Annotated in this window: 9 protein-coding genes and 1 pseudogene; 4 read left to right on the forward strand and 6 right to left on the reverse strand. The window is 66.7% G+C overall.

The features are described 5' to 3' along the window. Position 1: 1 nt before the first annotated feature. The 6 genes and pseudogenes from DBP14_RS04010 to DBP14_RS37230 all read right to left on the reverse strand — a co-directional run. Positions 2-3,802 carry a GTPase gene (locus DBP14_RS04010; RefSeq protein WP_164992247.1) on the reverse strand — a complete coding sequence of 1,267 codons (3,801 nt, stop codon included), beginning with the start codon at positions 3,800-3,802 and terminating at the stop codon, positions 2-4. A 176-nt stretch (positions 3,803-3,978) separates the two neighbouring features. Further along, on the reverse strand, positions 3,979-6,060 hold the full coding sequence (locus DBP14_RS04015; protein ID WP_129305666.1) for an Hsp70 family protein: 2,082 nt from the start codon (positions 6,058-6,060) through the stop codon (positions 3,979-3,981). Continuing rightward, positions 6,057-6,464, reverse strand: a complete 408-nt coding sequence (locus tag DBP14_RS04020; protein ID WP_129305667.1) for a hypothetical protein — start codon at positions 6,462-6,464, stop codon at positions 6,057-6,059. Before DBP14_RS04020 ends, DBP14_RS04015 begins: the two co-directional genes overlap by 4 nt. A gap of 290 nt (positions 6,465-6,754) precedes the next feature. Further along, positions 6,755-8,440 carry a hypothetical protein gene (locus DBP14_RS04025; RefSeq protein ID WP_129311665.1) on the reverse strand — a complete coding sequence of 562 codons (1,686 nt, stop codon included), beginning with the start codon at positions 8,438-8,440 and terminating at the stop codon, positions 6,755-6,757. A 95-nt stretch (positions 8,441-8,535) separates the two neighbouring features. Next, positions 8,536-10,011, reverse strand: coding sequence for a hypothetical protein (locus DBP14_RS04030; RefSeq protein WP_129305668.1), 1,476 nt, complete (start codon positions 10,009-10,011; stop codon positions 8,536-8,538). A gap of 212 nt (positions 10,012-10,223) precedes the next feature. Further along, positions 10,224-10,482 (reverse strand): annotated as a pseudogene (locus DBP14_RS37230) (ATP-binding protein); the annotation flags it as partial. A gap of 249 nt (positions 10,483-10,731) precedes the next feature. Between DBP14_RS37230 and DBP14_RS04040 the strand changes: the two are divergent. From DBP14_RS04040 to DBP14_RS04055, 4 genes are all read left to right on the forward strand, one after another. Beyond that, positions 10,732-12,474, forward strand: coding sequence for an N-6 DNA methylase (locus tag DBP14_RS04040; protein ID WP_129305669.1), 1,743 nt, complete (start codon positions 10,732-10,734; stop codon positions 12,472-12,474). Positions 12,475-12,533: 59 nt separating this feature from the next. Beyond that, the gene (locus tag DBP14_RS04045; RefSeq protein ID WP_241740794.1) at positions 12,534-13,637 is read left to right on the forward strand and encodes a serine/threonine-protein kinase; all 1,104 of its coding nucleotides are present in this window, start codon (positions 12,534-12,536) and stop codon (positions 13,635-13,637) included. Between the two features lie 83 nt (positions 13,638-13,720). Then, positions 13,721-16,702: a DEAD/DEAH box helicase gene (locus DBP14_RS04050; protein WP_129305671.1), complete on the forward strand. Its 2,982-nt coding sequence runs from the start codon at positions 13,721-13,723 to the stop codon at positions 16,700-16,702. A gap of 4 nt (positions 16,703-16,706) precedes the next feature. Further along, the gene (locus tag DBP14_RS04055) at positions 16,707-21,626 is read left to right on the forward strand and encodes a type II restriction endonuclease subunit M (RefSeq protein WP_129305672.1); all 4,920 of its coding nucleotides are present in this window, start codon (positions 16,707-16,709) and stop codon (positions 21,624-21,626) included. Positions 21,627-21,631 lie beyond the last annotated feature (5 nt).

Here is a 21,631-nt window from a genome sequence, read left to right on the forward strand (position 1 = left end):
GTTACTCGTTTCTCCCCGTTGTTCCGATCAATTCGTCCGCGGTCGCGATCAAGGTCTCGACCACCTCGGCCCGCACTTTCGCCGAGTCCATCCGTTCCCTGATCGACGATTCGAGATCGAGGTGCTCGTCGAGCAATGTCTCGAGCTCCCTAGTCCGCTGTTCGAGGTATCCGACGGGACCTTCTCCGTGCCCACCATGCACGATCTCTTCGACGATCCCGGAAGCCGCTTCGTCGATCAACTTCAACGCCGCCTCCTGCTGGTTCTTGTATTGCCCAGCCTTTTGAATGTCATTAGCCATCGTAAAGGTATCCACCGCGGCAGCTATGACCCCGAGAATGACCCCGGCCTTGGCAACCTTGGCGCCGCCCTTCACCGCACCCCACGGCTTGAACTTGTGGCCAAACTGCTTGCCGATCACGTAGACCGCGTTCCGATTTCCAAGGGCTTTCGCAAGCCGCGCTGCGGCTCCTGCGACGTTGCCGGCGCCCTCGGTCAGATCCTCGTACCAGGCGTTTCCCTGCGCCTTGAATTCTGCCGCGAACTCGAGTTTCACCTGGAACTCAGCAGCGCGCATCTCGCGTACGATTGCTGATATATGGTCGCTGTACCACTCGTCCAGTTTGCGTGCCGCGTCGGCAAGGTACCGTTCAAGATCAGCTTCGAACTGCGGGGCCTTCCACCAGGAGTCGACGAGGTTCTCCAGCTTCTGGCCGTCCTTCCGATAGAGTTTCGCGACTGCGGATTTCGTCGCTACCAAGTGGCGGTCAACCATAAGGCGGGCGTCTTCTCGCAGTGAACCTTTGAGGACCACGGCGTCGTTCACGGCCGCCCGGAGGGTAGCGATCACCGGTTCCGAGAGACGCAAGTCTTTCGTGCCGTCGACCTGTACCTGGTGAAGTGTGTGCTGGTGGCGCTTGAGAGCGGTGACCGCCGCATCGAAGGCGGCCGACGACGCTGCAGCGGACAGCTGCTCGTCGGAGAGTCCTGATATGGCGCTCGTCAACGCGGCCACGCCGTCCCATAGCCGATTCTCGTCGAAATCACCGGGTTTTGCCGTTGCATCGCCTCCCACCAAGCCGAACGGATCGCCGGACAAGCAGTGGATCCTATCGATCTCGACTTTGATGGAACGAGCGGCGAAAGCTGTATGCAGTTCTTCGCATTTGCGGTCCTGCAGGTTGAGAAATGCCCCGGGTGCAGTCAGCGGATCCACGCCCAGTTCGTCGCACCGATTGACGAGGAACACCATCCGCCCTCCTTTTGCGGCAATCATCTCCGAGCCGCGCGAGAGCTCTTCCAGTATCGAGGTATTGCCGACCAGTAGATTAATGTGGACGACGACGAACACGAGAGCAGCCTCGGCGATCGCCTCAAGTGCGGCGGAGTCGTGCTGGTCATGTCCACTCTGCAAGCCCGGTGTGTCCACGAAATCAAACCGGGGCAACTGGTAGCGGATCGCGGCTGCGGTCGCGGGCAACGCCCGGATGTCGAACGCTGCGTGCGGTTGCTGGCCGCCTTCCACCATGATCCGACGGATCAACGACGACTTTCCCGAGTTGTAGTCACCGAGAACGGCAAGAGCTGGCCTTGCCCCGTCGACGCGCCAGAAGGTTCGTGCGATATCGAACAGCGCCGGGTCGCGTCGGGCCGCGTCCTCGAGGTCGTCTCGCCACGAATGAATGTTTGCCGTCGACGGTGCGCTCCACGCCGCAGCCATCGCGCGCATCAGCCGGCTACGGTCCTCCTCCCGGCGACTCGAGTACGCCTCGTAAACAGCATGGTCGATCTGCGCCGGCTGGCGGTCGACGCCAGACTCGAGCCAGTCCTCGCCCAACAAGGCCCGGGTCACCTCGGCCGGGGATCCCCCCATCCGACGCTGCGCCCGCAGCAGGACGTCGGTCACAGCGGGTGCGGGTTTGATCGAACCGGCGTAGGTCTGCAGGCTGTCGACCAACCGCCCGATCCGGCTGCGCGCCATGCGAAACTCGATCGCAGCGCGGAGCCAATCACCGGCCGCTGGAGCGAACAACCTCCACGCCGCTTCCCGGCTCTCGCGGACGAGGGCATCCTCGTAATCGACGAAGGTCTGATCCACAGCGCGATGGCAGTCTGCAATTGCCTGAGCCTTCGCTTCTCGAGCTCGTTCCGACTCCTGCCGGCTCATCTTCTTGCCGAAATGCTGCTGGAGCTGTCCTGCGATCCCGACACCCGCGACAGCCACGCCCAGTACCCAACCCGCGGGGTTCCAAAAGAGGGCCAGCGCAGGTCCCGCAAGGGCGACCGCGATGCCCGCCCCCCTGACGACATCACCCGCCACACCGCCGCCCTCGTCGCCGAGGATCATCGCGGCGTGCGATACCGCCGTCCCGTTGTCGAGGGACTTATGGTCCACCGCGACTTCAAGCTCACGCTGCAGGAACGCCCGGTAATCCGCCCAGACGGCTTCCGCCGCAGCGGAAATGGCACCTTGATCGAACACAGCCTTCGTGAACGTCGACTCGTCGATCGCTGTGTGCTCGTCGAATGCCCTCCGGATCAGATCATCCGCGTTGGCCTTCGCCTGTCGGCGGCATCCCGCAAGGTGCGAGGCAGCGAGGTGCCGGACGAAGCGGTCCAATGCCCCTTTGGTCGGCAACGTGTACGGGCGGTTCCGCGCCCGCTCGGACATGTCGACCAGATCCGCGCTGAGAGCCGCATCGTGCAGCCACTCGGCACGTTCAGCGTCTTCCGGATAGCCCAACACGGCGAACAGCGACTCGACCCCGCGTTCGAGGGACTCCGCCTCCTGCTCGATCTCGACCGCCAGGTCCTCGAGTTCGCCGACCCCTCGGCGGCACCGTGATCGGACGTCCTCGCGCAGCGCGGTCAACCGGAGATCGGCGCTGCCTTCCGCAATCGAGGTGACTATCAGGCGCTCCAGCGTCCCGAAGTTCGACCAACGATCGTGGTAGTCCGTCCCGAATTCCTCGCGTTCAAGGTGGAAGGCTTCCGAGGCTGGGCCACGGAAGGGAGTCGTGGCGCGCGCCAACAAGGCCCGTCGGCTGTGGATCGCGACGACCGGGGTGTCGGGCAATCCGATCTGTACAAGCTGGGTCCGGATGTTGTCGGCGTGCTGGCGAACCGATCCGGACAGATTCCTGCGGCCAGCCTCGGGAACTTTCGCGGGGTGGCGCCAACGCGAGTTGCGGACGTTGAGGACAGCCACCACCGGCTTTCCGTGGTCGCGGATCCAGGCGGCGATCTTCTCGAACTCCATCTCCTGCTGAGATTGGTTGTCGAAGCACAGAAGCACGATGTCGGCGATCTCGACTGCCTCACGGGCTTTGGCCTCGAGATCGTCCCGGCTCTCGGTCCGTCCCCAGCCGTTAATCCCGGGTGTGTCGAACAGCCGGCAATCCCGCCACTCGATTGGACGCACCTCGGTGGTCCAATCGCTGACACCCGGTGAAACATACTCCCCGTCGAGCTGGCCGAACGCCGACAGCAGGGTGCTCTTTCCGACGCCGGTGCGTCCGAAGAACGCGATGTTGAACGACCCGAGTGACTCACGCTCACGATCGAGATGACGTCGCAGTTCCCCCGGGAACCCACGAGTGAATCTGTCCAGTCGGGTGATCAAGTCAGACGAGGACGGTGCGACGCGTTGCCCTTGCGTAAATGCGCCGATCAGGTCGTCCGTTATGTCATCCAGGTGCGTCAGTTCCGCGTGTCCCTGCTCGACGGCCGATCGAACGGCCTCCTCGAGCGACACCACCTCTGTCGTCAACTCGTCATCGCTTTCTGCTGGCAGACCGGTCACGACGCGACGGTGATGCTCGTCGAGCTGTCCAGGGCCTGGCGGGCGACCTTCCGGAAAAGCCGGCCCGCTGACCCGCTGGCCGGGCCATGAGCAGCGGGTCCGGGCTGAACTCGGCACCGCTGGTCACTTCACGCCCTGGGGATCGACCCACTTGTGGGTCGATCCCCAGGAGGCATTTACCCCTTGTAGCGCGCACCACTGTTGAGCGGTGGCACCCGTGAGCTGAAGACCCAGACCCCTTGGGACAAGGTCGCGCCGAGCATTCGCCCAGGCGTCCGTAGCCAGGGGTTGGCGGCCTGGAGCGGCGCGAAGTTGTCGTTCGAGACGATCACCCCGTCGACGGCGTTGGCGATGTCGACGACGAGTGCGTCTCCGCGCCCCTCGGTGCCGGCCGGCGGCTGCACGACCCGGCGGGCGTCGATCGCCGCCTGTACAGCCCCTCGCTCCTCGGCGTTCACGTCGTGGCGCAGCGTCGCGTCGATGACGACATGAATGTCCCTGTTCGGGTAGCGGCGCTGCAGAGCGGCGACGCCCTCTTCCAGGACGGTGAAACGGGGTCGGCCGCCGGCGGCCCGGCTGGCGCTGGAGACCCAGGCGAGATTGGAACCGTCGACCACCAGCGGGCGATTGTCCACTGTGGCCGCGAGCCGGGCCAGTGCCGCCGGGGACGCCTTGCCAGGTTTCGAGCCCACTGTCTCGGAGGGGACGACAGGCTCGGTCCGGTGCGGGTGTGTGGGCAGGGGAGCAGTGCGCTGGGACGTCCCGCTAAGGGACATCAGGTGGGTCAGCTCCTTCTCGACCTCCGGCGACGCCCCCGTAGTGCCGAAGGTCGACACCGGTTCGTTGAGGACGATCTCGCCGGTCTTGACGAGCGTCGCCTTCACTTCGAGCAGTCCTTCCTTCGTGTAGGTGTAGTCGAGCTCGAAGGTTCCGTCCTGCGCCGAACAACGCCTTTTGTACTCGAGCGTAAGGACGGTGAGCCGAACGTTGTCCGGGTGGTCGACCGGCTTATCCGGGTCGCCTTCCCATACCTCCACCTGGAGAGAGGCCAAGTTGTCCTTGGTCGGTGTGTAGGACTTCTTGCGGATCTGCGGCAACGGCTGATTCCGCGGGATGATCATGCTGAAACTGCGCCTGCCACCGGGGTGGGTCGTCACTGTCCCCAGTGCATGGGAGTTGACCACCTGAATGATGCTGTCGAGCTCGCCGTTAAGAGAAGCGGCGGCGATTGCGGCGCCCTCCGCCACGGCCGTCATAGGATTGCACAGGTCGGCTCCGACCGGCACGCATCCCAGGGCTTCGGAGACCGCCGCGCGTACCGCTGGAATCTGGCTGCTGCCACCGATCATCAGCACAGCGGTCAGTTCGCTCGGATCCATGCGGAGGTCTTCCAGACAGGCCTCGACGGGGTCCAGGGCGCGGGAGATGAGATCCTGGATCTCCTCGGAAAACTCTTCCTGGGTGATTTCCACGCGGAGGCCATCCGGCGTGATGACAGGGACGCTGCTCTGCTGTGACAGGAGGATCTTCGAGCGTTCGATGTCGAGCCCGAACTGTCGCTGCTCGGAAGGCGTCCACTGACGGCGCTGTGGTGCTCTTTCCAGGACGAGGCGCTTCAGACGCTCGTCGATCTCGAGTCCGCCGAGGCGGTTCACTCCCCGGGATGCCTTCTCGTCGAAGAAGCCGTCGTCGTGGAGCAGGATGGTGGAGTCCATGGTCCCACCACCCCAGTCGAAGACTAGGAACTCCCCGGTCTCCTCCAGGGCGTGGGCGTACGCGATTGCTGCTGCCGTCGGCTCGTTGAGCAGGGCCTGCACGCTGATGCCCGCGACTTTGGCCGCCTCGCGGGTCCGGTAGCGCGCCGCGCCCGTCGCGTTGGCCGGCACAGTGACCACAGCGTTGGCGATGTCGGTGGCCGCTTCCTCCTCCGCCACCCTGGCCATGGTGCGGAACACTCCGGCGGCAGCCGTCGTTGCCGCGAAGCGCCGGTTCCCGATCGTGACCAGCTGCTCGTCACGGAGCATGCGCTTGCAGGCTTCCACAGCGCTCTCCGAACGGAGCTTGGCCTCCCAGCCGAACAGCGTGCCGGCGCGCAGGGAACTGGTGCCCACCACGGAGGGGAAGAGACACTCGAAGCCAGGACGTCGCCAGTCCGCGTCGAGTCCGTAGCCGCCGAGCTCAAGCACTTCCACGTATTCGCCGTTCCACTGAGCGGCTACGGAATTGGTCGTTCCGAAATCGATGCCCGTCGCAGTCACTGGCCTCCCTCCGCGACGTACGCCTCGCTGCTCGCAGCTCCCACGCGACGCAATTGACCGGCGAGGGCGAGCTTGCCCGTGGCTTCGTCCACATAGGCCGGCCGCAGAACTTCGAAGGCCTCGCCCTGCCCCTCGGTCACCACGAAAAGCTCCTGCGAGCCGGGGTCCGTGACCCTGCGGAGCTGAAGATGGCCGAGGTGCTCGGTCATGGCGTCCAGCACGGCCTGGGAGACACCCTGCGCATGGAGGAGCGCGTCGATCTCACACAGCCTGCCGACGAACTGGGCGCGGGTGCGGAACTCCGCGATGACTGCGGTGCGGACCGCTTGGGGCAACGCTCTGCTCGTCTCGGCGGCGCGCTGCTCCTCGCTGAGTTCCGCGAGTGCGGCGGGTACGGCTGCCACGATGCCTTTGATCACTTGTGCGGCGTCGAGGGGTTCGCAGGTGGCCCACGCCGTCCGGGGCTGCTGCTCCGTCGCCTTCGCGCGCCGTATCGCCGTGGCGGTGGGTTTTGGGCGTTTCTGTGTCGCCGCGGGACGAACCTGCCCACAGTGCGGACACACCTTGTGCGACCTGAAACGCTTCTCGGGCTTGGTGGCACGCTTCTTGATCGCGATACGGCGGGGCGTGTTCGGCATGACTGAGTGGCCTGGCTTTTCCTGTTGAAGGGGATGTCTCGGACTGTGTGCGAGTACTACGTGGAGCGGTGACGGTCAAGGCGCGGGGGCGCGGTACGGAAGTCCTGGAGAATCTCGACAGCGGCACGCGCGCGCACCGCCTCCATCTCCGCCCCGCTGGTGGCGGGGGTTCGCCGCGGCAACGGCTCCAGCGGCGGGACAAGGGACCGCGGTACGGCGTCGGGCGCTTCGTAGACCGTGTGGTTCAGAGGCAACCGGAAGAAGACCCCGTCTCCGGCTTCGTGTCGGCGCGCCTCGTCGAGTCGACTGCGGATCATGTTGAGCCGTGCGTACTTCACCGTGTCGAAGCGGGACTCGCGGACGAGCTCGCGGTACCGCGTCTCCCAGTCGGCGGAGCTGTGCGGCAGGCCGAGGTCCAAGTACGGATTGGTGAGAGGATCACGGGTGTTCTTAGGCGTCGCACGCCACACTCGTATGAGGGCGAGATTGTCCGACGCCTCGTCCGTAAGCGCCGCCGCGCGCTCCATCAGCCTTTCAGCGCCTTGTAGATCTTCGGCGGCGAGGGCTGCGTAAGCGGCGATGTTGAGGGCTTCGGGCAGCATGTTCGGCATGCTCAGCGGAAGTCTCTTCCCGGGTTTCGCCAGGCGGTCGAAGGCGGCAGCCTGCTGCCCCGCCTCCTCCACCCGGCCTTCGATCACTAGGTCGTAGGCCCTGCGAATGGCTGTCCACGCATGGAAGTCGCTGAGCCGCGGATCGACGGTGGAATCGGGGTCCCACAGCGTGGACATGAGTGCCCACAGGCCGCGGTCGACGAGAAAGTCTCTCGGCCAGTTCCCCTCGTAGGAACCGGCCTTCAGGTTGCGCAGCTGAATGCGCTGTTCCTCGGGAAGGGCGGCGTCCAGCTCCTGAAGGCGGGTAGCGTCACCCACCGACGCTTCGACCAGCAACTCGTAGACGTCCGGCCGACCATCGGCATCAGATCCATCGGCGTCCAGGTCCTGGCCGGACATGAAATCCGCGCGGCGCAGGAACGAGGTCCACTCCAGGGCGCGGGCCTCGTCCCGCGTCACCTTGCCCGGGACAAGCCGAGCACGCAGGTAGACCGCCTCACTGTCGGCCCGATACGCCCATGGACTGTCCTCCGGCAGGATCCCGCCGTGCTCGATGAGGTCGTCGACGACCGGCAGCGGAGCCCAGCGGAGCACCTCGGGGAGCATCTTCCTGGGCACGGGCACGGCTCCGCCCATGGCGACCGAGGTGAACAGCGAGTACGCCGGTCCTCCGGTCAGGCTCCGTGACGACCGTGCCAGCAGCAGACTAGGGGCAGTTGAACAGATGACTGCCTGACGTCCCGTACCCTCCGGCGTCAGCCACTCCACTCCCGCGGCGTGCAGTGTCCTGAGGTGCCTCAAGACGTCGGTGGGGGCGACCCGCTTCAGCAGTGTTCCGACTGCGGGCAGCAGTGAGTCGGCCTCGGGGGAACCCGCGATGGCCTTACGCAGTTGCTCTTCGTGATGGCCGCCGTCGCCGCCCGGACCGGAGCTCGCGTCCCGCAGTTCCTCCAGGATTTCCAGCACAGCGTGCACGGCCTCCTCGCCGTTCACCCCGAGCCACCGCCACTTGCGCAGGAGGAACCCGCTCGTGCGGAGCGAGGGCGCGGCCTCACGTCGCTGCCGCTGCTCGGCCAGACGACGCTTTTCAGCCGCGATGGCAGCTTTTCGGGCCGCTACCGGGTCGGTCATGTCAAACACACAGGCAGGTTAACCGGCGCCACCGACATGCGTCACGAACTGCGCTTATATCGACGACCGTAGCGACTCGACCCTGCTGGCCTGGCTCACCCGTTCCGCTCCGCGGCCTGAGCTGACGTAGCGGAGTAGGTGTCGGGCTCGTCCAGCTTGAGGTTACGCCTTGCAGCCCGCAGCGCGAGTTCCAGCTGCCGGACATGCCTACCGCCCTCGTTCGACGCATCACCCCGGGGGGTCGTCACGGCGGCCAGCCACAACTCGGCGCCGTTGATGGCCCGTGTGACCTGCTTGCGAACCGGCTCTCCCAATGCTCCCTCAAGGGGGCGGAGCTGACTGATCAGGTCCCTGGCCCGATGTCGGCGTTCCTTGTTCTCGGGTTGACGCTCCGCTGCGCCCGTCTGCTCTTCCGAGTCGGCCGCGGTACCGGCCTCCGCCGTCGAACCCGGCGAGCTGACAGCGCTCGCTCCGGTCGTCACGTCGACAAGGCCTGTCGGGCGGATGGAAGTCCGCCCGCATTCGGCGGTGGAGGCCGAAGAGGGAGACCAGAGCCCGGTGCGTTGGGCTTCGTTGGCGTTCAGCCGGATGTAGCGCTCAGCTGTCACGACCCAGCCAGTGCCGCCGTCCGCCACGACAACGCGCGCTCCGTCAGACACTCGGTAGACGTGCCCTGCGTCTGGGGGGTCAGTGTCAGCGGGAAGGGAGACGAGAGCGTGCACGACGGGACTGTCGACGGGCAACACGCAGGCGGCGATCAGGTGCCGGTCTCCGACGTCGAAAGGTGTCCGTTCCGGCACCCTGCTTCCAGGTACGGGGGCGAAGACCAGACCGCCCTGTACCGGGAAACTCGCGGTCCTGTGGCAGGCCTGGGACAGCCGAATGGTCTCCAGAGGTGGAGTGAGCAGACCCGTCGGCGTGAGAGTGCACTCCTCCAAGGGCGTCCATTGGAGCGGATGTCCTTGCGCTGACACTCCGATGTGCACGCGACGCTCGCCACCATGAGTGCTGAGACGGACCCGCAGCGAGTATCCCTGACGGTAGTGCAGTTCGTGTGTCAGCGGTCCGTCCTGCGCGAAGACCCAGTCCGCGCCATCGGCGTCGTGGGCGAACCTCTCAGCGGCCTGGCGCCAGGCGAGGTGGTCGATGGCGGCGAGTTGGAACCGCACGCGTCGTCGTGTACCTGGAACGAACACGTCCACGGCGTCGCCGGGACCGGTGCCGAGATCGCGAGTGCTGACCTTGCCTCGTAGGCCCTGCCGTGCGAGGAGCCGCTCCATGCCGCGCTTGATGAAGAGATGGTCCGCGCTGGATTCGCCGTTGGCGGTGCGGCGGCACACGGCGTTGGGATGGTGGGCGAAGTGGCACACCTTGTCGGTGTAGCGCCGGTCGCTCAGCTCACCGCCGCAGCCGCCTAGCTGGATCCCGCACCAGTAGGTGTAATTGGGGTGCAGCTTTCGCCAGTGGTCCAGCTCGTGATGGTCCATCGGCAGGATCACAGGATCGCCGGAGTACTTGTCTCCGATCACCGCCGTCTGGACGCGTCGGTGATCCAGCGGGACGGACGTCATGAGTGGTGGCCCGGAGTTCCGAAGCTCTGACGGCCGGGCGACGGTGTCTGCCCGAGCCGCATCCAGAAACGGGTCATGGCTCCCCCTCTTGCCTCAGCCTCCGAGCCGGCCGAGGCGCATTCCACTGCGCACAGCATGGGCCGCGTCGGCGCGGTCTGCAATGCGTCGCCGTTCGAGTCCGGTCAGGCCAGCGTCGCTGTGCCGCATGGCGGAGTGAGCTCCACCCACACGGTCTGTCGGGCGCGGGTCGGTGCCCCAGCGGGTCGCCGGCCGGGCCACGAGCAGCAGCCCGCGGCCGGACTCCGCGTCGCCGGGCAATCATGGACGGACCGGGGCAGCACCCGCTCGGCGCGGGTGTCCGTCACCTCCGCGCGGACCGTGTCGGGGGTTGCCCTCAGCTGGAGGCGGAAGTCCCGGCCCGGTTACGCGGCCATGCCGCACGGCGTTAGCGGCGAGTTCGGCCGCGATCAGTGTCAGGAGTTGACGGCGGAGTCGTACCCGTACCCTCCACGTGGGCGGCCTTCATCGGCTTCGCCGCATACCGGGGCGGCAAGGGCTGTGGCTTTTCCGCCTGACGCGGCACAGATCTGCACCATTTGTTCCGTCGAAATGCGATTCCTCGCTGCCTGAATTCCGGTATGGGCGGAAATGATACAGCGCTGTTAGCGCTGTTAACGCGGACACCTTGTCCATCTCCTCCAGGGTGTGTACGGTCTCGCCATGGCCGCCGACGAATCCGCCCCCGCGGCGGTCGTCACGGCTGCCGAGATCGCCCGTCTCGCCGGGGTAACCCGCGCTGCCGTCTCGAACTGGCGTCGGCGCCACCCCGACTTCCCGCGCCCCGCCGCTGGCACGGCGACCAGCCCCCTCTTCGCGCTCGCGGAGGTCCAGCAGTGGCTGGACCGGCAGGGCAAGGTCCGCGAGACCTCCGGCGAGGTGGACCTGTGGCACGAGCTGCGGGCCCAGTACGGCGACGACCTGCTCACCGCACTCGGCGCGGTCGGCGCGCGGTTGGTCGGAACCGCCGTCGAGCAGCCGCTGGCCGAGCCCGCCGCGGCTGCCCTCACCGCCTTGTCCGCGGAGCGTGACGCACACGCCCTCTACGCCGACCTCATCGAGCGCTGTATCGCTTCCACCACCCGCAGCGGCGGTGAGCCGATGACCACTCTCGCCCTGGAGCGGATCGTCGCGGCGTTCACCGGGCCGGCTGGCGAAGCAGCCGAAGCATCGGAGCGCACAGTCCGCACCGTCTACGACCCGGCGTGCGGCATCGGGACACTGCTGCTCACCGCCGTCCCGGGTGCCCACCGGTACGGCCAGGAACTCAATCCGGCGACGGCCGCCATCGCCGAGTTCCGTGCCCGGCTCGACGGCAGGACCGCCACGCTGGCCTGTGGAGACTCGCTGCGCAAGGACGCCTTTCCCGACCTCCGCGCCGATCTGGTCCTCTGCGATCCCCCGGTGGGCGTGGCCGACTGGGGGCGGGACGACCTGCTGCTCGATCCCCGCTGGGAGCTGGGCGTACCCCCGCGCTCGGAGAGCGAACTCGCGTGGGTCCAGCACTGCTACGCCCACACCGCCCCCGGCGGCCGGGCGCTGCTGGTGCTGCCCTCGTCCGTCGCCTACCGCAAGGCCGGTCGCCGGATCCGGGCCGAACTGGTGCGCCGAGGACTGCTGGCCTCCGTGGTGGCACTGCCGCCCGGTCTGATGTCCAGCCACTCGCAGCCCGTGCACCTGTGGATCCTGCGGCGACCTGCCCAGGGCGATCCCGCCCCGACACACATCCGCATGATCGACCTCAGCACCGCCGACCCGGACGGCATCGGCATCGGCATCGGCATCGGCATGAAGGACTGCGCACCGACGCCGGAGCAGATCGCGGACGTTCCGCCCGTCGACATCCTGGACGACGACGTCGACCTGAGCCCCGGCCGTTACGTCACCCCCCATCACGGCGACTACCCCGTCGAGTACGCCGTCCTGCGCGACCGCGTCCAGAGCATCGCCCGGGACCTGCTCGACCTGCTCCCCGAGCTCCCGGCCGGCCCCGGCCACATCGAGGCCGCGCCGATGGGACTCGGCGACCTCGTCCGGGGCGGTCTGGTCGACCTGGACGGCACCGAGCCGACGTCCCGGACCGACCAGCTCGACACCGACTACCTGCGCGGTTTCCTGCGCAGCGCCGCCAACGCCCGCCGCAGCACCACCGCCAGTGGCACCCTCCGCCTGAACGCATCGGGTGCGCAGCTTCCGCAGATGGACATCGGGCGCCAGCGTGAGTACGGCGAGGCCTTCCGGCGTCTGGCCGCCTTCGAGGAACTGCTGCGCGAGGCCGCCGCCATCGGCGACCGGGTCGGCGCGCTCGCGTACGACGGGCTGACCAAGGGTGCCCTGCTGCCGCCGTCGGCCGCCACCAGTGCCTCTTCGGGGGAGAGCGAGTCCCAGGAGGCGCAGGATCAGTGAACCGACCCGCTGATAACCTCGCTCTCGTCCAGCCAGGTCAGGACAGTACGGGGGCAAAGGTGCTGCAGCCGCTCAGAGCGGGCGACCCGACGACGGTCGGGAACTTCCGACTGGTCGGCCGGCTGGGGCAGGGCGCGATGGGTGTCGTGTACCTGGGTTACCGTTCGACCCGCCCGGTCGCGGTGAAGGTCGTCAGACCGCAGCTCGCGGAGGACGAATACTTCCGCAAGCGCTTCGCACTGGAACTGGAGGCGATCCGCCGCGTCGGCGGCTTCCACACCGCCGCTCTGGTGGACGCCGACCCGCAAGCGGCGACGCCTTGGATCGCGACCCAGTACATCAACGCGCCCTCGCTGCTGGAGCTGGTGGAGCAGCACGGCCCGGTCAGCGAGCTGGGTGCGTGGTGGCTGGCAGCGGGTCTCGCGGACGCCCTGATGCACATCCACTCGGTGCGTTTACTGCACCGCGACCTCAAGCCCGGCAACGTCCTGGTCGCTACGGACGGCGTCCGGGTCATAGATTTCGGAATCTCCCACGTCAGCGGCGGCACCGGCCTGACCACGGCGAGCGCGGCCCTCGGCACCCTCTCCTACATGGCACCGGAACAGGCGGCGGACTCCCGTAGGGCCGGCGAGGCGTCGGACGTCTACAGCCTCGGCGCGACGCTGGCGCACGCGGCGACCGGCCACGTCCCCTTCTACGCACAGATGCCGGCACAGCGGACGCTGGACATCCAGCCCGACCTGACCGGCCTCCCGCCCGCGCTGCTCGACCTAGTCACCCACACGCTGGCCTTCGACGCCGAGGACCGGCCGACGGCACAGAACGTGCTGGAGGAGGCGATGGGACGCCTGCTCGACTTCGGCGTGCCGACGGAGGCGCAGGCGTACCCGCCGCTGCCGGAGGCGTTCCTCGCGGCGGTGCTGGAGCGGCAGGCCACACCGGTCGAGGCACCGGATGCCGTACCGGATCCCAATGCCGCGGTGGACGCCGAGCCGGGCGGCGTTCCGGACATCGCCCCCGAGCCGGTGCCCGGGGCCGCGCCGTTCCCCAGGCCCGCGGAGCCGCTCGATCCCGGGCCCCAGCCGGACGCCATGCCGGACCGCTGGGCCGCACGATGGCGCAGTCGTATCGAGGACCGCCGCGGCGACTACGGCGGCTGACCCTGTCAAACCCGTGCACAAACCACAAACGCCCAGTGCTTGAACAGCACAGCGGCAGAGCAGCAATCGAAGGAGACCCGCCGATGACCACCGTCGCCGACAGTGCGTCAGGCAACGTCCCGGGCGATGCGTCCGGTGGCGTCCGGTTCGCCGCCGGGATGCAGGTCCGCGCCCGCGACGAGGACTGGCTGGTCGTGGAGGCCGCCGAGACCGCCAAGGACGGGACCCGCCTGGACGTACGGGGCATCTCGCCCCTGGTCCGCGACCAGCGGGCGGTCTTCTTCGCGCACGAAAGCCTCGACCAGGTGACCCCGCTGCGTCCCGAGGACACTGAGCTTGTCCCCGACGACTCCCCCGAGTGCCGCCGTTCGCGTCTGTTCATCGACGCGTTGATCCGCAAGACCCCGCTGCCCCTCTCCGAGCAGCGCCTCGCCACCGTGGGCACCCACCTTGTCGACGGCCTCGCCTACCAGCGCGAACCCGCCAAGGCCGCCCTGCGCGCCCTACGTCCCCGACTGCTGATCGCGGACGCGGTCGGCCTCGGCAAGACGCTTGAAGTCGGGCTGCTGCTGTCCGAACTGATCAGGCGCGGACGTGGTGAGCGCATCCTGGTGGTGACGCCGAAGCACATCCTGGAACAGTTCCAGCACGAGCTGTGGACGCGCTTCGCGATCCCGGTGGTGCGGCTGGACTCGGCCGGCATCGAGCGGATCAAGAACGACATCCCCGCCGGCCGCAACCCCTTCTCCTACTACAAGCGCGCGATCATCTCCATCGACACCCTGCGCTCCGACCGCTGGCGCAGCCATCTCATGCAGGTCACCTGGGACGCCGTCGTCATCGACGAGTCGCACAAGCTCATCAACACCGGGACGAAGAACAACCGCCTCGCGCAGCTTCTCGCGCCGAAGACTGACGCCCTGATCCTTGCCAGCGCCACACCACACAACGGCCAGCGGGAGTCCTTCGGCGAGCTGCTGAGCCTGCTCGACCCGACGGCCATCCCCAACACCAGCGACTACGACGAGACGCAGCTCCAGCACCTCTACATCCGGCGCCACAAGATGTCCCCCGACGTCTCGGCCGAGATCGGCCACATGTGGGCCACCCGCAAACCGCCCGTCGCCATCGACTGCACGGCGACCCCGGCCGAGCAGCGGGTGTTCGACGAGCTTTACGACGTCTGGATCAACCCGAAGGACGGCCGCAGGTCCCCTGTCTCCGGCAAGGGCGCCCGGCTCTTCCCCTACACCCTGCTGAAGTCCTTCCTCTCCTCCCACTCCGCGCTCGTCGAAACGGTCGACAACCGGATCGACAGCATCGACCGGAGCACCAACCCACAAGAACGCCAGACCGAACGCGACGCACTGGTCAACCTCGGCACCATCGCCGAGGCCATAGACATCGAGGACGCCGCCAAGTTCCGGCAGCTGGTGAAGGTCCTCAAGGAGGAGATCAAGGTCGGCCCCGGGTCCGACACCCGCGTCGTGATCTTCTCCGAACGCCGCGCCACCCTGCAGATACTGCAGGACACCCTGCCGTCGGCCCTCGGCTTCGCCCCCAGCCGGGGAAAGACCAGCGGCGCCGTCCGCCAGCTCCACGGCGGCCTCTCCGACGACGAGCAGCAGCGCACCGTCAAGGACTTCGGCCTGGCGAGCAGCGAACTGCGGGTCCTGCTCACCGGCGACATCGCCGCCGAGGGCGTCAACCTGCACCGCCAGTGCCACCAGATGATCCACTACGACCTGCCCTGGTCGCTGATCACCATCGAGCAGCGCAACGGCCGCATTGACCGCTACGGCCAGCAGCACTCCCCGGAGATCCGCGCGCTGTTGCTGCTCACCGCCGACGAGGACCCCGACCGCCCCTCGGCCGACCGAGCGGTGTCCGAGCGCCTGCTCAAGCGTGAGGACGAGGTCCACCGCACCCTCGGCGAGGCCGCCTCCATCCTCGGTCTGCGCGACGAGGACGCCGAGACGAACGCCATCATGGAACGGCTCCTGGCGAACGAAGAACCGTTCGACGCCGCCGTTCCGTCGGTCCCGCTGGATCCCTTCGAGGCGTTCCTCGCCGACCACACCCCCGACGGCGACTCGCCGGGCTACCGGGTGCCGCAACTGTTCGCCTCCACGCGCGCGTTCGTCGAAGAGGCCCTGGAGGAGGTCTATGGCAACCCGGAGCAGCGCATCGGCAAGCACTGGGACGACGACCACCCCAAGATGATGGTCTTCACCCCGGACCGGGAACTCCAGCGCCGCCTGCTGGTCCTCCCCAAGTCGTACCTGGACGAACGGCAGGTCCTGGACCAGCTCCGGGTCACCTTCGACAAGCAGTTCGGCCAGGACCGGCTGGACCGAGCCCGTGAGCGCAGCGGCAACCGCGCCAAGGGCGCGATCACCAAGCAGGAGCGCACCGAGACCTCCGGCTGGCCCGACGTCAGCTACCTCACGGACCAGCACCCGGTGGTGGAGTGGCTCACTGACAAGGTCCTCGTCAGACTCACTCGCAACACCGCCCCGATCATCACGGCGGACGTCGGCGAACCGGTGTTCCTCACCCAGGGCATGTACTCCAACGCCAAGGGCCACCCGACCGTCCTGGCCTGGACATGCGTGACGGGTTTGGCGAGCGGCACACCCACCTTCGACGACGACCTGGTGGGCGTACTCGAACGGGCCGGGGTCAAGCCGGGAATGCTCAACCGGCCCTTCACGGGCGACAGGACTGCCCTCCAGGCACTGGTCCCGGCGGCGGTACAGGCGAGCCGCGACCACATCGGCGTGCTGCGCAACGAGCAGGAAACTCCGCTGGTGGAACAACTCGTCGAGTACGAACAGCGGTTGGAGACATGGCGGAAGGCCAGCCTGTCGACGTTCGAGCAACTGAGCTTCAGCGGCATGCGGCGGAAGCACGAGGAGACGCGCGTGCACAAGACCGCGGTGGAGGTCGAGCAGCTCATCGAGCAGTTGGCCACACAGGGCGAGGCGATGGTTCGTGTGATCGGAGTCCTGGCGCCACCCGCGGCCGCCGGCGGCAACGTGATTCAGCAGCAGAGGGGCGCGTGACACCGTGGCATTCGAAGCGATCACCAACCGCGGTGAGTACATCTCCGCCCACTACCTCGCCGAGCTGTTCGCCAAGGACCTCACCGAGCTGCGCAAGCGCTGGACCTCCGCCGACCGGGCGGGCGCTCCGTCGTCCCGGTCGGGTGTGAAGGGCCTGCGTCGCGAGTACTTCAAGGCCAAGGTCCGCATCACCGAGAACAAGGCCTTCGACGGTCCCGAGGTACGGGAGCTCAACGACCGCCTGTTGGCGGCGCTGGCGTATGTCGAGCCCGAGGGCGAGGGCAAGGACGCGGAGGCCGCCGCTCCGGAGCCCGCGGGTTCCACCCACACCCGACTGCGCCGGGGCGACTTCGGCGTGATGCAGAGCGACAAGGAACGATCGGTGCCGGTGGCGCTCGCCGTCACGGGCCCTGGCGGCCTGGAACTCGTGGCCCTGGACGTCACCTGGGAGGTCGACGGCGAACTCGTCGTCGCGGACGTCGAGGACGGCGGCGCACAACTCCTCGACCCGATCCAGCTCGACGGCAAGCAGCTCATTACCAGTGCGGCCGACGCCGTCACCTTCCTCTTCGGCTGCGAGGACGGCTACGCCCCGCGCTACGTCCTGCTCCTCGCGGGCGGCGCGGTACTGCTCGCCGACCGCACGGCCTGGCACGAGGGCCGGTTCCTCGCGGTGAGCGTGGACGAGGCCCTGGACCGCAACCTCAGCGCGGACGGCGAGGAACTGGAGGCGGTGGCCGCGCTGTTCGGCGCGGAGTCGCTGCTGACGGAGGGCGGCGTCGCCGGGTACCTGGACGGTCTGGTCGACAAGGGCCGCAAGCACGCGGTGGGTGTGTCGAAGGAGCTGCGGGAAGGGCTTCGGCAGTCCGTGGAGCTCATCGCCCAGGAGATCCTGGACCGGCTGAAGGACGGGGGTGCCGATCCGGCGGAGCTGGGGGACCCGGCAGACCTGGCGAGCCGGCTCACTCGGGAGTCACTGCGGTATCTGTACCGGATCCTGTTCCTGCTCTACGCGGAGGCCCGGCCCGAACTCGGCATCCTGCCCAGCAAGGATGACGCCTACCAGGACGGCTATGGCCTGGCACGGCTCGGCGAACTGGTCTCCTACGACCTCCCGGAGGAGGCCCAGGACGGCACGCACTTCGCCGATTCGCTGAATCTGCTCTTCCGGCTGGTCGACCAGGGACACCGCCCCCTGGGCACGGACGCGGCGCCGACCGAGGGCGGCGTGACCGTCCTCGACGCGGACGGCCTGCGCTTCGAGGCCCTGCGCAGCGACCTGTTCAAGGCCGATGCGACCCCGCTGATCGGCTCGGTGTCGGTCGAGGGCGAGCGGATCGACACGCGTCTGCGCAACAAGGTGCTCTGGCGGGTGCTCAACCTGCTGATGCTCACGCAGGGGCGCCGTAGCGGGCGCGGCAAGGCCGGCGGCGGCACCGGCAAGGGCTTCATCTCGTACGCGCAGCTGGGCATCAACCAGCTCGGTGCGGTGTACGAGGGCCTGATGTCCTACACCGGTTTCTTCGCTTGGGATGACCTATACGAGGTTGCCAAGCCGGATTCGGACGGGCTGAGCGGCACCTGGGTCGTGTCCTTGAAGGACGCCGACAACTACGACGAGGACGTCTTCGTCAAGCGGACGGACGAGCTGACAGGCGTAAAGAAGCGTGTCCTGCACAAGAAGGGCAGCTTCGTCTACCGCCTGTCAGGGCGGGAACGGCAGCGGTCGGCCTCGTACTACACGCCGGAAGTGTTGACCCGGAGCACGGTCAAGCACGCGCTGGCCGAGCTGCTGGACCAGGACGGTGAGACAACGCCTGCGCGGGCGATCCTGAACCTGACGGTGTGTGAGCCCGCCCTGGGCTCGGGCGCGTTCCTCAATGAGGCCATCAATCAGCTGGCTGCGGAGTACCTGAAGCGCAGGATGGCGGAGCTGGGTGGTGAACAACTGCCTCCGGACCGGTACGAGGCGGAGCTTCAGAAGGTCAAGGCGTACCTGGCCCTGCACAACTGCTACGGCGTCGACCTCAACCAGACCGCTGTTGAGCTGGCCGAGGTCTCGCTGTGGCTCAACTCGATGCATGAGGGCCTGAAAGCCCCCTGGTTCGGACTGCACCTACGTCGCGGCAACTCGTTGATCGGGGCGCGGCGGGCTGTGTACGCGGCGGAGGCGCTGAAGCGAAAGGCATGGCTGACGACGGTACCGACGGACCGGACACTGCGGGCGGGAGCCGAGGAAGGCCAGTTCCAGGCTGGCGAGGAGATCCACCACTTCCTGCTCCCGGCAAAGGGCTGGGGCGCTGTCGCGGATGCCAAGCAGGCCAAGGAACTGGCGAAGGAGGAACGCGACGCGCTGGCGAAGTGGCGAACCGCTGTCACGGCGACGCCGTCGGTGGCGCAAGGTAAGCGGCTGCTGGCACTGGCAACGCGAGTCGAGCGCCTGTGGGAGCTGACCCGGCGCCGCCTGATCGTGAGCGAGCGGGAGGTCCGACGCCAGATCGACGTGTGGGAAGTCGACCCCGAGCGGCCGCTGGAGAAGGCGTCCGGAGACCTAACCCGCGAGCAGATCGAGAGCGCACTGAACGAGCCGGGCTCGCCACGCGGCCGGATGAAGCTGGTGATGGATGCCTGGTGCGCTCTGTGGTTCTGGCCCGTGGGGCAGCCTGAGACACCTGCGCCGCCCAGCATGGAGGAGTGGCTGTCGTTCTGCGAGGCAGTGCTGGGAGTTCCGACGGCCAAGGCGAAGGCGAGGCAGTCCAGCCGTGTCGGTGGCGGCGGGGCGGGGCTGGATGACGAGTTCGGGCTGTTCGCCGACACCGCCGAGTTCGAGAAGCTTGCGATGGACGACGAGTTCGACCGGGTGATGAGCCAATGCGTTGACCTGCCGTCCGTGACGGTGCGGTTCCCGTGGTTGGGCGAGGCGGATGCGATCTCACGACGAGAGGGGTTCTTCCACTGGGAGCTGGAGTTCGCGCACATCTTCGAGAAGGGGGGATTTGACCTGCAAGTAGGAAACCCGCCATGGCATAAGCCCGCGTGGGATGACGAGTTGGCTCTTGCTGAATATGATCCGTGGTTCGGTCTAATCAAGGAAGCCCCTGAACAAATTCGTTCGAATCGGCGCAATTCAGTTCTCAGCGCAGAATCGGCAACGCTACACTATCTTTCCGATCTGAACTCATGGGCTGGAATCAATGGCCACCTTGGGGCGTCTATGCTTCATCCAGCTACTGCCGGAATGAAGAACAACTTGTACTTGAACTTCATGGAGCAGACGTGGAGGAACCTGGGGCCCACGGGAGCCATCGGCCTGCTGCACCCAGAGGGGCACTTCACCGACCCCAAGGGCGGCCCATTTCGTGCCGCAACATATCGAAGACTGCGCAAGCATTTTCAATTTCGGAATGAAGCCCGACTGTTTGACGAAGTTCATCATGCGTTCGAATACGGGATTCACATTTACGGATCTCCACAAGATCCGAATTTCGTCAATATTAGTGGAATGTTTATCCCGGAGACCGTTGAAAAGTCGCTGCACCACGATGGCAATGGGGAAATTCCAGGGCTTCAACACGAAAGTGGCGGCTGGGACACCCGCCCTCACTTGAGTCGAGTCGTTATGGTAAATAGAGAAACGCTATCCGAATGGGCATCCCTGCTTGATGAAGAGGGAACTCCGGTCACGGAGGCCAGGATGGCGCGACCCCTAACCAGTGTTGACAGCGACGCCTTGCGCGTTTTGGCTCGCAACCCCGAACGACTCGATGGAAGTAAGCACTGGATGACGCTTGCGTTCGACGAAAAGAAGGCCAAGAAGGACGGTTACATTACATGGCGAACTGAGATTCCATCATCACTAAGCAATGTAGTACTCCAGGGGCCTCATTTCAGCATTGCTACCCCCTTCAGTAAGCAGCCAAACCCGGGGTGCAAGTCAAGAAATGACTACTCGCCGTTTTCTCTTGAGGAACTCTACGAGACCGTAATCCCTCGCACCAATTATGCGCGGTCTCGCCCACTGGAAGAGTTTTCTTCCGCGCAGCGCATCTGGGGCGAGAAGCGATCGACGGGGTATTTTCGAGTTATTTGGCGAAATATGACTTCGCCTGAACACGTACGAGGTCTACACGCTGCCATTGTCATGCCTGGCCCGACGCATGTACACGCTGTTCATACGCTCGCTTTCGCCGAGATGCGGAAAACTGCAATTACGGCTGGTCTCTGGTCTTCTCTTCCGCTCGATTTTCTCGTCAAGGCTTCAGGGACTTCAAAAGTCAGCATGGAGCTCGCTGCGCATTTTCCGGCACCTTTCATGCATCCCCTGACTACACCGCTCCTCCTCCGTGCTCTCCGCCTCAACTGTCTGACTCGCGATTACGGACCCCTCTGGGACGAGCTCTTCGAGCGAACCTGGCTCACCGACCGCTGGTCAGACCCCAGTACCCCCCGCCCCCCGATCCAGGCTGTCGAACCCACCTGGTCCATGGCAACCCCCCTCCGTACCGAGTACGACCGCCGCATGGCCCTAGTCGAGATCGACGCCCTCGTCGCCGTCATGCTCGGCCTCACCGCCGAGCAGCTCTGCGCCATGTACCGCTCCCAGTTCGCCGTACTCCGCAAGTACGAGTGGGAGATGTTCTTCGCCCCCGACGGTCACAAGATCGGCGCGGCGACCCACAACGTCGGCATCCGCCAGACCCCCGAAGAGACCGCCTTCGTCAAGGCCTGGGCCAAAGCCGCCCGCGCAGGCGACCCCACCCCCACCATCCCCGAGGGCTGGGTCAAGCCGAACCGCGAGGCCGAAATGACTCGCGCCCACGCCGACTTCACTGCCCGCCTCCACGCCGGCGAATACGGCGACTACGCCGCCTACCTCGCCGAGCACCCCCTCACCACGCCCACCCCCGCCCCGGAAAGCAGGTAGCACCC

Origin of the sequence: Streptomyces sp. L2 (assembly GCF_004124325.1) — a bacterium.
GTDB lineage: Bacteria > Actinomycetota > Actinomycetes > Streptomycetales > Streptomycetaceae > Streptomyces.